13 protein-coding genes are annotated in these 12,944 nt (G+C 64.5%); 10 read left to right on the forward strand and 3 right to left on the reverse strand.

Translation table 11 applies throughout. From position 1 onward, the window contains the following. Window positions 1–68 precede the first annotated feature (68 nt). The 3 genes from IC66_RS0103430 to argC all read left to right on the forward strand — a co-directional run bounded on the left by IC66_RS0103430 (window position 69) and on the right by argC (window position 2,467). A complete protein-coding gene (locus IC66_RS0103430; protein ID WP_038946665.1) occupies window positions 69–599 on the forward strand; it encodes a DedA family protein in 531 nt (176 codons plus the stop codon). A 225-nt stretch (window positions 600–824) separates the two neighbouring features. Further along, on the forward strand, window positions 825–1,490 hold the full coding sequence (locus IC66_RS0103435) for an FMN-binding negative transcriptional regulator (protein WP_038946666.1): 666 nt from the start codon (window positions 825–827) through the stop codon (window positions 1,488–1,490). Further along, a complete protein-coding gene (argC, locus tag IC66_RS0103440) occupies window positions 1,487–2,467 on the forward strand; it encodes an N-acetyl-gamma-glutamyl-phosphate reductase (protein WP_038946668.1) in 981 nt (326 codons plus the stop codon). The genes IC66_RS0103435 and argC overlap by 4 nt, the downstream gene beginning before the upstream one ends. A gap of 129 nt (window positions 2,468–2,596) precedes the next feature. On the opposite strand, the gene IC66_RS0103445 is transcribed toward argC, so the two are convergent. Further along, on the reverse strand, window positions 2,597–2,995 hold the full coding sequence (locus tag IC66_RS0103445; protein ID WP_028144805.1) for an MAPEG family protein: 399 nt from the start codon (window positions 2,993–2,995) through the stop codon (window positions 2,597–2,599). A 64-nt stretch (window positions 2,996–3,059) separates the two neighbouring features. Beyond that, window positions 3,060–4,868, reverse strand: a complete 1,809-nt coding sequence (locus IC66_RS0103450; protein WP_028144804.1) for a PHA/PHB synthase family protein — start codon at window positions 4,866–4,868, stop codon at window positions 3,060–3,062. A gap of 253 nt (window positions 4,869–5,121) precedes the next feature. Here IC66_RS0103450 and IC66_RS0103455 point away from each other — a divergent pair, with 253 nt between their 5' ends. The 5 genes from IC66_RS0103455 (at window position 5,122) to IC66_RS0103475 (ending at window position 10,207) form a co-directional block, all read left to right on the forward strand. After that, the gene (locus IC66_RS0103455) at window positions 5,122–5,397 is read left to right on the forward strand and encodes a hypothetical protein (RefSeq protein WP_038946669.1); all 276 of its coding nucleotides are present in this window, start codon (window positions 5,122–5,124) and stop codon (window positions 5,395–5,397) included. Between the two features lie 215 nt (window positions 5,398–5,612). Next, window positions 5,613–6,833, forward strand: coding sequence for an LL-diaminopimelate aminotransferase (locus IC66_RS0103460; RefSeq protein ID WP_028144802.1), 1,221 nt, complete (start codon window positions 5,613–5,615; stop codon window positions 6,831–6,833). A gap of 29 nt (window positions 6,834–6,862) precedes the next feature. After that, entirely contained in the window at window positions 6,863–8,179 is a 1,317-nt protein-coding gene (locus tag IC66_RS0103465) for a homoserine dehydrogenase (RefSeq protein WP_028144801.1), read from the forward strand. Between the two features lie 162 nt (window positions 8,180–8,341). Then, window positions 8,342–9,343 carry a class II fructose-bisphosphatase gene (glpX, locus tag IC66_RS0103470; protein WP_018323059.1) on the forward strand — a complete coding sequence of 334 codons (1,002 nt, stop codon included), beginning with the start codon at window positions 8,342–8,344 and terminating at the stop codon, window positions 9,341–9,343. Between the two features lie 144 nt (window positions 9,344–9,487). Further along, complete coding sequence (locus IC66_RS0103475) at window positions 9,488–10,207, forward strand: haloacid dehalogenase type II (protein WP_038946670.1); 720 nt, start codon at window positions 9,488–9,490, stop codon at window positions 10,205–10,207. Window positions 10,208–10,214: 7 nt separating this feature from the next. Here the strand turns inward: IC66_RS0103475 and IC66_RS0103480 are convergent, their stop codons facing one another. Beyond that, a complete protein-coding gene (locus tag IC66_RS0103480) occupies window positions 10,215–10,808 on the reverse strand; it encodes a TetR/AcrR family transcriptional regulator (RefSeq protein ID WP_049806448.1) in 594 nt (197 codons plus the stop codon). Between the two features lie 263 nt (window positions 10,809–11,071). Here IC66_RS0103480 and IC66_RS0103485 point away from each other — a divergent pair, with 263 nt between their 5' ends. Together IC66_RS0103485 and IC66_RS0103490 are read left to right on the forward strand one after the other, a co-directional pair. Next, window positions 11,072–12,274 carry an efflux RND transporter periplasmic adaptor subunit gene (locus IC66_RS0103485; RefSeq protein WP_049806449.1) on the forward strand — a complete coding sequence of 401 codons (1,203 nt, stop codon included), beginning with the start codon at window positions 11,072–11,074 and terminating at the stop codon, window positions 12,272–12,274. A 5-nt stretch (window positions 12,275–12,279) separates the two neighbouring features. Further along, a partial coding sequence (locus IC66_RS0103490; protein ID WP_038946674.1) for an efflux RND transporter permease subunit occupies window positions 12,280–12,944 on the forward strand: 665 nt, incomplete at its 3' end.

Raw genomic sequence — 12,944 nt, forward strand, 5'->3', positions numbered from 1 at the left:
AAGCCCTTGGCTTACCAGTCTTTTTCATCGAGCAGCACCTTGAGACGGGGCGGGAAGGCTTTTTTTAGATGGAGCAATTTGCGCACGCCCTGGCCGATTTCGTGCGCGTTCACCAGGCCTGGGCGGCTCCGATCGTGTTCCTGCTCGCCTTCGGGGAATCGCTCGCCTTCATCTCGCTGCTGGTCCCGGCCTGGGGCGCGCTGGTCGCGATCGGTGCGCTGATCGGGGCGAGCGGCATCAGCTTCTACCCGGTCTGGATCGCCGGCGGCCTCGGCGCGGCGCTCGGCGACTGGGTCTCGTACTGGTTCGGCTACCGCTACAAGGAGAAGGTCGCCCAGATGTGGCCGCTCTCGCGCTATCCGGAGCTCCTGCCCAGGGGCGAGGCTTTCGTGCGCAGCTGGGGCATCCCCAGCATCTTCATCGGCCGCTTCTTCGGGCCCTTGCGCGCCTCGGTGCCGCTTGCGGCCGGCATCTTCGAGATGCCTTATTGGAGCTTCCAGGCCGCCAATTTCGTCTCGGCCCTGATCTGGTCCGCCGTGCTCCTGATGTTCGGCGACGTGCTCGCGAAGATCATGGAATGGATCTGGCGGGTGATCTGACGCCGAAACCTTGACGGAAACCCGATCTGGCCTTATAGCCGCGCGCCATGATCAACGCCGCGACCATCCTGTTCGCTCGTCGCCGCCGCCGCTCTTTAGCGGTTTGGGCGGTCGATCGCGTTTGAGATCATCGTCTTTGCCGCTGGATCCGATCCGCGGCATTCTCTCTCCTGTCAGCGCGATCTGATCCGGCGGCCCCCCAAGGAGGCCCAGCAGGAGACCACGATGTACACGCCACCCTTTTTCAAGCAGGACCGCGCCGCAAGCCTGAAGTTCGCCGAAGAGCGCGGCTTCGGCACCATGTGCGCCTTTGACGGTCACAAGCCGGTCGCTTCCCCGCTGCCGTTCTATCTGACCTATGCGGCCGATGGCACGCCGCAGGCGGCCTTTCATGTCGCCCGTCACAATCCGCTGCTAAAGCTTGCGGATGGCGCAGCGTCCTGGCTGCTCGCGATCAATGGCCCCGATGCCTATGTATCGCCGGATTGGTACGTCTCGCCGGACCAGGTGCCGACCTGGCTCTACCAGTCGGTGCATCTGAGCGGGCCGGTGCGGATGTTGTCTGACGACGAGCTGGCGGTGCAGATCGACACGCTCAGCGACAAGTTCGAGAACTGGCTGCGGCCGAAGAAGCCGTGGACATCGGACAAGATGACGGCCGGACGGCTCGAGGCGATGAAGAAGGCGATCGTGGGTCTGGTGATGACGGTTGAGGAGGTCGAAGGCAGCTTCAAGCTCAACCAGCACAAGTCCGACGCCGACTACACGGCGATCGCCAATGCGCTCGGCGCCGGCGATGCCGACGCCAAGCAGATCTCACTTTTGATGCGGCAGGCCAGGCCGCAGGTTTTTGCAGCCGACACGAACATGCTCGAAGGGAGCGCACCATGAGCCTCGCTGACATCAAACAGGCCCCGAAGGGCGCTGCCACCAAACCCGCGACCGTCTTCGTCGACGGCGGCTCCGGCACCACCGGGCTCGGCATCAACGAGCGGCTGAAACTCCAGAACGACGTCGTCGTGAGGACGATCGCCGACGACAAGCGCAAGGACCCCGCGGCCAAGAAGGCGCTGATGGAGGAGGTGGATCTCGTCATCCTCTGCCTGCCCGACGATGCCGCCAAGGAAACGGTTGCGCTGGTCGACAGCATGGGCGCTTCGGGCCCGAAGGTGCTGGACGCCTCGACCGCCTACCGGGTCGCGCCCGATTGGGCCTACGGCTTTCCGGAGCTGACGGCTGACCAGGCCGGCAAGATCAAGGCGGCGAAGAAGGTCTCCAATCCCGGTTGCTATCCGACCGGCGCGATTGCGCTGCTGCGGCCGATCGTCGATGCCGGTCTGTTGCCGCCCGATTATCCCGTCACCGTCAACGCGGTGAGCGGCTATTCCGGCGGCGGCAAGTCGATGATCGCGAGCTTCGAGGACGGCAGCGCGCCGTCCTTCGAACTCTACGGCCTCGGCTTCGAGCACAAGCATCTGCCGGAAATGCAGCTCTATTCGAACCTGACGCGGCGGCCGATCTTCATTCCGTCGGTGGGCAACTATCGGCAGGGCATGCTGGTCTCGGTGCCTCTGCAGCTCGACACGCTGCCCGGCAAGCCCGGCGGTACCGATCTGCAGGCTGCGCTCGCCAAGCGCTACGTCGGCTCGAAATACGTCAAGGTGATGCCGCTCCAGAACGAGGCGGCCAAAGGCGGCCGGATCGAGCCGGAGGCGCTCAACGAGACCAACATGCTCGAGCTCTACGTCTTCGCCAGCGACAAATATCACCAGGCGGTGCTGGTCGCCCGGCTCGACAATCTCGGCAAGGGCGCCTCGGGCGCCGCCGTACAGAACATGCGGCTGATGCTGGGATTGCCGGAGGAGTAGGGCAGTCTCGCGCCCCGGACGCAGCGCAGCGCTCCTTCAGCGGTGCGCTGCAGAGCCGGGGCCCACTCTTCCCTGTTGGTAGCGGCCTTCTGGGTCCCGGCTCGCGCTTCGCGCGTCCGGGACACGAAATCAAACCACCTTGAAGATCGCCAGCGCCAGCACGGCCTGGGCGAGGAAGCCGACGGTGAAGGCCAGGGTGCGGAACACCGGGATGCCGATCGCGTAGACGATGAGATGTGCGACGCGCGACCAGAAATAGACGGCGCAGGCGAGCACGGTCCATTTTGTGGAATAGTCGATCGCGTTGAGGATCAGTACCAGCGGCGCAAAGAGCACGAGGTTCTCAACCGCGTTGTCATGCGCGAACATCAGGCGGTTCGCCCATTCCGCCTGCGGCTTGTCGCCGCGCGAGGGGTTGGCCATGGCGCCGCTGAGGCCGCGGACCTGGCAGCGGTTGATGGTGTAGGGGATCCAGAGGATCCCGGTCAGGATCACCGTCAGTGTCAGCCAGAACAGTTCGCGCGTCATGGTCGGGTCCCCTCTGTCGTCGCTGCGTTGAGCGCGAGTCTATACAAAAGCGCGGAAGATTCCGCTATGCGCGAACCCTGACATAGCTGCCGGGCGCGTCCTCGATCGCCGGCAGGGCGTCGCTGCCGACGCTGCGCGCCGGGACTTGCTCCGGATCGAGCTCGCCCAGCCATTGACGCCAATCCGGCCACCACGAGCCCTTGTGCTCGACCGCGTCCTTCATCCATTGGGCGACGTTGACGTCCTTGATGTTGTCGTTGGTCCAGTACTGGTACTTGTTCGAGGCGGGCGGATTGACGACGCCGGCGATGTGGCCCGAGCCGGACAGCACGTATTTCACCGGACCGCCGAAGAACTGCGAGCCGTACAGCACCGATTCAGCGGGCGCGATGTGGTCCTCGCGGGTGGCGAGGTTGTAGACGGGCACCTTGACCTTGGAGAGATCGAGCAGCGTGTTGTCGAGTACCATCGTGCCGGTGGAGAGCCGGTTCTCCAGATAGCAATTGCGCAAATAATAGGAATGGTTCGACGCGGTCATGCGCGTCGCGTCCGAATTCCAGTGCAAGAGGTCGAACGCGCTCGGCTGCTGCCCCTTCAGGTAGTTGCTGACGACGTAGGACCAGATCAGATCGTTGGAGCGCAGCATGTTGAAGGCCATCGCCATCTTCGAGCCTTCGAGCACGCCGGCCGCCTTCATGTCCTGCTCGAGCGCCGCGATCTGCTCCTCGTCGACGAACACCAGGAGGTCACCCGCATGGGTGAAGTCGACCTGTGCGGCGAAGAACGTCGCCGACGACACGCGTTGGCGGCGCTTCTCGGCGAGCCAGGCCAGCGTGGTCGCGAGCATGGTGCCGCCGACGCAATAGCCGGCGGTGTGCACCTTCATCTCGCCGGTGACCCTCTCGATCACGTCCATCGCCGTGAGCGGGCCTTCCTTCATGTAGTCTTCCCAGCTCTTGTTGCCGAGCCGCTTGTCGGGATTGACCCATGAGATCACGAACACGGTGATGCCCTGGTCGACGCACCACTTGATGTAGGATTTCTCCGGCTTGAGATCGAGGATGTAGAACTTGTTGATCCAGGGCGGCACGATCAGGAGCGGAGTGCGCAGCACCGTCTCCGTGGACGGCGAATACTGGATCAGCTGCATCATCTCGTTCTGGTAAATCACCTTGCCCGGCGTCGTCGCCATGTTGACGCCGACGACGAGGTTGTCCGGGTTGGACTGGCGGATCTTCAGCATGCCCTTTCCGGCTGCGATATCCTCGGCCAGCATCTTCAGGCCGCGGGCGAGGTTCTCGCCGCTGCTGGCCACCGTTTCGCGCAGCACCTCCGGATTGGTCAGCACGAAGTTGGACGGCGAGATCGCGTTGATGACCTGCTGGACGTAGAACTCCGCCTTGCGGCGGGTCTGCGGATCGAGCCCTTCGGCGTCGCGCACCAGCTCCTGCGCCCATCTGGTCGTGAGCAGATAGAGCTGCATGACGAAATCGAAGAACTGGTTCGACTTCCATTCCGGGTCGGCAAAGCGCTTGTCGCGCGGCGAGGGCGCGATCGCGGGCGCTGCGTCCTGGCCGGCCATGCGGCGCACCGCCGAGCCCCAGAGGTCGAGATAGTCCTTGGCGAGCTTGGTCTGCAGATCGGAGGAGCGGGACGTATCCGACAGCCAGTATTCGGCGACCGAGGTGAAGGTCTTGACGACCTCGGCGAGCTCGGCCGGCGGGCGATCCTGCACCTCGCCGCTCTCGCGCGGCTTGAGGTAGGCGGCCAGCGCCTTGCCGCCGCTCTCCATCGCCCGCGCGACATTCATCGCGAAGGCTTCCGCATCGAACTTCGTCTCGGGTTTGGGCGTATCGGTCGTGGCCATGCTCATGAGCAGAACAGTAACGGTTCATTCCGTATTCGTCACCGCGAAGCTCGCATGTTTGACGTTAAACACTCTCGAAGATGTGTTGCACTGCGACAAATCTTCTTGGTTCCGTCACATTCGGGCCGCACCGCTCGGCTTGGTGGGCAACGGCTGTTTTCTCGCTCGCACCATTTGGGCAGCAATGGTTTGAGCTTGGGCGCGGTCTTGGGTAAGGTTGCCCGGGGCCGTGCTTTGGGACGAGTAGGGGATTTCCCAAGTGTTGGCGTTGTGGGACCTGCAAAAGACGCTGCCGATCCGCGGCGCGCTGCTGATCGCGGCGCTCGCCGTTGGCGGCTGCTCGAGCCAGCTCGCCGATATGACCCCCGCGGACGCGCAGGCCCATCCCAGGGAGCCCGGCACCTATCTGCCGGTGCACGACCTGCCGCCGGATCGCGATCAAGCGGTCATCCCGCCGGAGCAGCGCGCCAAGATCGAGGCTGAGCTCGCCGCCGCGCGCGATCGCCAGGCCGTCGCCGGCAAGGATGCGAAATGAGCCGCTCCAAGGTAATCGCTGGCGCCCCCGCCTTGCCGTGCTAAAAGACCACGTTCAGCCGAGAGTCAGGGCGAACGACTTCAGTCTTCGTCGTCGATGATTGCTCTAAGCATTTGATTTTGAGTAATTTTCACGACGAAAATGGACGCCTTTCCGAAGCGCCGTCCTGGCCTGTCGATTCTGTCCTGACCGGTTGCCCCGGAGCCCAGAGAGCCATGGAAGAATTTTACCGCATCCGCCGCCTTCCGCCTTACGTGTTCGAGCAGGTCAATCGGGCCAAGGCGGCCGCGCGGAATGCCGGCGCCGATATCATCGACCTCGGCATGGGCAACCCGGATCTGCCGGCCCCGGCGCATGTGCTTGAGAAGCTGAAGGAGACGCTGGGCAAGCCGCGCACCGATCGCTACTCGGCGTCCCGCGGCATCCCCGGACTGCGCCGGGCCCAGGCCGGCTACTACGCCCGCCGCTTCGGCGTGAAGCTCAACCCCGACACCCAGATCGTCGCGACGCTGGGCTCGAAGGAAGGCTTTGCCAACGTGGCGCAGGCGATCACCGCGCCCGGTGACGTCATCCTCTGTCCGAACCCGAGCTACCCGATTCACGCCTTCGGCTTTTTGATGGCGGGCGGCGTGATCCGCTCGGTGCCGTCGGAGCCGACGCCGCAGTTCTTCGAGGCGGTGGAGCGGGCGATCGTGCATTCGATCCCCAAGCCGCTGGCGCTCGTCGTCTGCTATCCCTCGAACCCGACCGCCTATGTCGCGAGCCTGGATTTCTACAAGGACCTCGTCGCGTTCGCGAAGAAGCACGAGATCCTGATCCTGTCCGATCTCGCTTATGCCGAGGTCTATTTCGACGAGAACAATCCGCCGCCCTCGGTGCTCCAGGTGCCCGGCGCGATGGACGTCTCCGTCGAGTTCACCTCGATGTCGAAGACCTATTCGATGGCCGGCTGGCGCATGGGCTTTGCGGTCGGCAACGAGCGCGTGATCGCAGCGCTCGCCCGCGTCAAATCCTATCTCGATTACGGCGCCTTCACGCCGGTGCAGGTCGCGGCGACCGCCGCACTGAACGGTCCCGACGATTGCATCAAGGAGATGCGCGACACCTACCGCAAGCGCCGCGATGCGCTGGTGGAATCGTTCGGCCGCGCCGGCTGGGAGATCCCGCCGCCGGAGGCCTCGATGTTCGCCTGGGTGCCGCTGCCCGAAGCCTTCCGCAGCGTCGGCAGCATGCAATTCGCGACCCTGATGGTGGAGAAATCCGGCGTTGCGGTCTCGCCCGGCGTCGGCTTCGGCGAGCATGGTGAAGGATATGTCCGCATCGCCATGGTGGAAAACGAGCAACGGATCAGGCAGGCCGCGCGCGGCGTGCGACGCTTCCTTGAAAGCGGCATCGAAACGTTGCACAACGTCGTTCCGCTCGCCAATCGGCGTTAAGTTCTCTTCGGCAGGTTTTCTAAGTCATCATGGTTGCACCCCTGAAAGTGGGCATAGCGGGGCTCGGCACCGTGGGCGCCGAAGTTGTCCGTTTGATTGAAACGCAGGCCCGCGTGCTCGCAGGCCGCAGCGGCCGCGGTATCCGCGTCGTCGCCGTCACCGCGCGCTCGAAGGCGAAGAAGCGCGGCATCGACCTGCGCGGCGTCGAATGGGTCAAGGATCCGTTGGCGCTGGCCACGCATCCGGGCATCGATTGCTTCGTCGAGCTGATGGGCGGCGCCGGCGATCCCGCGCTGTCGGCGGTCGAGGCCGCGCTCAGCGCCGGCAAGTCAGTGGTCACGGCAAACAAGGCGCTGCTCGCGAAGCACGGTTTGAAACTGGCAAAGGCCGCTGAAAAGCACAGCGGTGCGCTGAATTACGAGGCAGCCGTCGGCGCCGCGATCCCCGTCATCAAGACGTTGCGCGAGGGTCTTGCCGGAACCGGCATCAACCGCGTCTATGGCATCCTCAACGGCACCTGCAATTACATCCTGACCCGGATGGAGCAGGAAGGCCTGTCCTTCGCCGAATGCCTCGCGGATGCGCAGCGGCTCGGTTATGCCGAGGCCAACCCGTCCTTCGACGTCGACGGCCATGACACCGCGCAAAAACTCGCCATTCTCGCCAGCCTCGCTTTCGGCACGAAAGTTGCTCAAAGCGCGGTGTATGTCGAAGGCATCTCCTCCATCGCGCCGGAAGATCTGCGCGCGGCGGCCGATCTCGGCTACCGCGTCAAGCTGCTCGGCGTTGCGGTGCGCACCGCCAAGGGCATCGAGCAGCGCGTGCATCCGACCATGGTTCCGAAATCCTCCTCGATCGCGCAGGTGATGGGCGTCACCAATGCGGTCACAATCGACGGCGAGGGCATTCCGCCGATCACGCTGGTCGGCCCCGGCGCCGGCGGTGCCGCGACGGCATCCGCCGTCGTCGCCGATATCGCCGATGTCGCGCGCGGAATCCGCGCCAATCCGTTCGGCCGGCCCATTTCTCATTTGCGCGACACCAAGAAGGCGCCGATGGAGCGGCACGAGGGCGGCTATTACATCCGCCTTCTGGCGCGCGATTTCCCCGGCACCGCGGCTGCGATCGCGACGCGGCTGGCAGAGCAGAAGATTTCGATCGAGTCGATCGTGCAGCGTCATCCCAATGGCGGCGCTGCGCCAGCCGACGGCAAGGCGGTTCCTGTGCCCGTCATCCTGATCACCTACGCGACGCATGAGGACGCGGTGCGCCGCGCGCTCGCCGCCGTGCAGAAGGACAAGGTGATCAGCGGACGGCCGCAGGTGATCCGGATCGAGAAGAACTGAGCATGTCCCGGATCCGAAGGACCGCGCCAGCACATAGTGCGAAGCGGTTTTCCGGAAAGGTCATGCTGAAACAATGAGGCGGTTTGAACGAACGAACCGTGGGCGTTGAGAGTTGATGCGGGCAGAGACTTCTGTCCAAAACCGTTTCGAAGGAGTGAGCCGATGTCGACCCATATTTCAGTCCCCCCGCACGCGTTGCTCGAGCGCATCCTCACGCTGGAGATCGTGCGGGTGACGGAGCGGGCGGCGGTGTCGTCGGCGCGGCTGCGCGGGCACGGCAACGAGAAAGCGGCCGACCAGGCTGCGGTGGATGCGATGCGCCGCGAGCTCAACAAGCTCCCGATCGAGGGCACCATCGTGATCGGCGAGGGCGAGCGCGACGAGGCGCCGATGCTCTTCATCGGCGAGAAGGTCGGCCTGAACGCCGGCCCGCAGGTCGACATCGCGGTCGATCCGCTCGAAGGCACCACGCTGTGCGCCAAGAACATGCCGGGCTCGATTGCCACCATGGCGATGGCCGACGGCGGTACGCTGCTGCACGCCCCCGACGTCTACATGCAGAAGCTCGCGATCGGGCCGGGCTACAACAAGGGCGTCGTCGATCTCGATGCAACGCCGGCCGACAACGTCCGCCGTCTCGCCAAGGCCAAGGGTGTCCAGCCCGACGGCATCACGGTTCTGGTGCTCGATCGTCCGCGCCATGCCAGCATCATCGAGAGCGTGCGCTCGACCGGCGCCGCCGTGCGCCTGATCACCGACGGCGACGTGGCCGGCGTGATCCATTGCGCCGACCCCGATAACACCGGCGTCGACATGTATCTCGGCACCGGCGGCGCGCCGGAAGGCGTGCTCGCGGCCGTGGCGCTGCGCTGCATCGGCGGCCAGATGCAGTGCCGTCTCATCCTCGATTCCGACGAGAAGCGTGAACGCGCCGCCAAGATGGGCGTCAACGATCCCAAGATGATCTACGGCATCGAGGACATGGCGCGCGGCGACTGCCTGTTCGCCGCCACCGGCGTCACCACGGGCTCGCTGCTCTCGGGCGTCAAGTTCCGCAAGGACGGCGTGATCGAGACCGAGACGGTGGTGATGCGCTCCGTCACCGGCACGGTGCGCTACATCAAGGCCGAGCATCGCGAGCTTGCGAAGTTCCATCTGGATTGAGTAGGGCATAACAACTGCCCGTCATTCCGGGGCGACGCAAAGCGTCGAGCCCGGAATCCATAACCACGATCGGGAGTATGGATTCCGGGCATGCGCCTAACGGCGCATCCCGGAATGACAACAAGAACAATCACGGGAAGCGCCATGTCCGAACTCTCCGCCGTCAAAGCCCTTGTCTTCGACGTCTTCGGCACGGTTGTGGACTGGCGCACCAGCCTCATCACCGACTTCATGTGGTGGAGCAGGCAGCGCGGCATCAGCGCCGACTGGACGGCACTCGTCGACGGCTGGCGCGGCATGTACATGGCCTCGATGGACGATGTGCGCAAACATCCCGAGCGCGGCTATGTCATGCTGGATGATCTGCACCGCCGCTCGCTGGAGAAGCTGGTCGCGCAGTTCGCGATCAAGGGCCTCACTGACGCCGATCTCGATTATCTCACCAAGGGCTGGCATCGCCTCAATCCCTGGCCAGACAGCGTCGCGGGCCTCACCCGGCTGAAGTCGAAATTCGTGATCTCGCCGCTATCGAACGGCAATGTCGCGCTGCTCACCAACATGGCGAAGTTTGCCGGCCTGCCGTGGGATCTCGTCATGTCGGCCGAGCTGTTCGAACACTACAAGCCCGATCCGGAAACCTATCTGGGCGCAGCAAAGCTGCTCTGCCTCAAGCCGGAGGAGGTGATGATGGTCGCCGCCCACAACGGCGATCTCGCGGCCGCGCAGAAGAACGGCCTGAAGACCGCGTTCGTCGCACGGCCGACGGAGTACGGTCCGCTCCAGAAGGTCGATTTCGAAGCCACCGGCAATTGGGACATCGTCGCCAGGGACTTTGGCGGGATCGCCGATAGGCTCGGCTGCTGACCTTCTTTCAAGCCGAGCGAGGCGGCTCACCGGCCCGTTCGTCGGCCGCACAGAAGGTTGCAATGGCAAGATCGATCCGCCGGTCCAGCGCGCGGCGATTGAGCTTGAATGCGGTGTCCGTCAGCAGCCTGAAATGATCGTGGCTGAACACCATGCCGAACAGCATTTCGGCAATGAGGCGGAGCGGCACGCTCTCAAAACGGGGCTCCAGGCGAACGGCCTTTAGCAGCTCGACGATGTGCTCCGTGCCGGATTCGATGATGACCTCGGCAAACATGCGCCCAAGTGCAGGCGAGGCCTGGCGTTCCCCGATGATCAGGCGCTGCAGCGCGATCTCGCCCGGCGACAACGCCACGTCTGCCGCCTCGCGCAGCATGTTTCGAAGTCGGATCACTGGTGATCCTTCCGAAGGGGTGTCTGCGTAATCGGCTTCCGGCAAGCTGCGCAGCAGCATGGCGCGGAACAGCTCGGTCTTGCTCTCGAACAATTTGTAGAGCGTCTTCTTCGACATCCCGGCGGCACCGGCGATGTCGTCCATCGTCGTCGCGGCAAACCCTTTGCTGGTGAAGGTGTCCTTCGCCGCCGCCAGCAATTGCGTCATGCGAGCGTCGGGGGCGGGGCCCACGGTCGGCTTGGTCCGCTCCGACGGCGGAGCAATGCGCCTCTGACTGCTGGCTTCTTTCGCCATGGACGTACCCGCTTGAATTCGAGCTGCTTCACGACTGCTTGAACGCCGTTGTGCAGGCAGCCTAGCACTTGACTTCAGGGAAGGAAACTACCAAGTTTCCAAATGGAAACTGAATAGTTTCCAAATGTTTCCGCGCGATGCCCTTCAGGGGCCGCAACTTACCCATGGATCGTCTCATGCGTCCCCCGATCGTCCGCGCTGTTCCCTTGATTGCCCTGCTGCTTGCCGCTTGCGGGGAGCAGAACCCGCAAGCGGCATTGCAGCAGATGGTGCCAGAGGTCGGCATCATGACCCTGAAACCGCAGGAAGCGAAGATCTCGACGGTGCTGCCGGGCCGCGTCGTCGCCTACCAGGTTTCCGAGGTCCGGCCGCAGGTCACGGGCATTCTGCTCAAGCGCGACTTCGTGGAAGGCGCCGAGGTCAGGGAAGGCGACCTGCTCTATGAGATCGATCCGGTGCAGTACAAGGCGGGCTTGGCCAGCGCCGAGGCCGCGGTGCAGAGGTCGGAGGCAACGCTCGTCAGCGTCAAGCTCAAGGCCGCGCGTAAGACCCAGCTTCTGCAAACCAATGCGGCGAGCCAGCAGGATGTCGATGATGCGGTCGCCGCCTACAAGCAGGGCGAGGCCGACGTGAAGGCGGCGGAGGCCAACCGCGACACGGCTGCGATCTCGCTGGATCGCACCAAGGTCACGGCCTCGATCTCGGGCCGGATCGGCAAGTCGAGCATCACGCCCGGTGCGCTGGTCACCGCCAGCCAGGCGACCGCGATGACGACGATCCAGCAGCTCGACCCTGTCTATGTCGACCTCGATCAGTCGACCTCCGAGATGGAACGCCTGCGCAACCAGATCGCCAGTGGCCGGCTTAAGCGTCCTGCCGAAGGCGTGCAGGTCGAGCTCTTGATGGAGAGCGGCAGGGCTTACGGCCACAAGGGCAAGTACGGCTTCACCGATGCCAGTGTCAACGAGAGCACCGGCTCGGTCTCGTCGCGCGCGGTCTTCGCCAATCCCGAGCGGGCGCTGCTGCCGGGCATGTATGTGCGCGCCCGCGTCGTCGCCGGCGTGGACACGGCCGCGATCCTGGTGCCGCAGCGGGCGGTCTCGCGTAATCCGCTGGGGCAGGCGGTGGCGATGTTCGTCGACAAGGACGGCAAGGTCGAGCAGCGGACGCTGGAACTCGGAGAGGACGTCGGCAGCAACTGGCTGGTGCGCTCCGGCGCCAAGGCGGGCGACCGCCTGGTCGTCGAGGGAACGCAGAAGGCTCGCCCCGGCGCGCCGGTCAAGACCGTCGAGGTCGCGGTCGATCCCGCAACCGGTCTTGCCGTGAATCCGACGCGGCAGGCCGACGCGCGGCCTGCAGCCGCCACAGCCGAGCAGTAACCGTCATGTCCCATTTCTTCATCAAGCGGCCGATCTTCGCCTGGGTCATCGCCATCCTGATCATGCTGGGCGGCGTGCTCGCGATCATGCGGCTGCCGATCGCGCAATATCCGCAGATCGCGCCGACCGTCGTCACGATCACGGCGACCTATCCCGGCGCCAATGCCGAGACCGCGGAGAACTCGGTGACCAAGGTCATCGAGCAGAACATGACCGGTCTCGACTATCTGCAATACATGTCGTCGTCGAGCACCTCGACGGGCCAAGTGCAGATCTCGCTGACCTTCACCAACTGGGCCGATGCCGACATCGCCCAGGTGCAGGTGCAGAACAAGCTGCAGCTTGCAACTCCGCTGCTGCCGCAGGTCGTGCAGCAGCAGGGCATCAAGGTCGTGAAGTCCTCGGCGAGCTTCTTGATGGTGCTGGGTTTCGTCTCCGAGGACGGTCGGCTTGCCGCCAGCGACATCGCCGACTACGTGGCCTCCTCGGTCAACGATCCGATCAGTCGCGTTGCCGGCGTCGGGCAGGTGACGTTGTTCGGCGCCGAATACGCCATGCGCATCTGGCTCGATCCCGACAAGCTGGCCAAATACAATCTGATGCCCAGCGACGTGACCGCGGCGATCCAGACCCAGAACACGCAGGTGACCGCCGGCCAGCTCGGCGGCCT

The sequence above is a fragment of the Bradyrhizobium genomosp. III genome (assembly GCF_000261705.1).
GTDB classification, from domain to species: Bacteria; Pseudomonadota; Alphaproteobacteria; order Rhizobiales; family Xanthobacteraceae; genus Bradyrhizobium; species Bradyrhizobium ottawaense.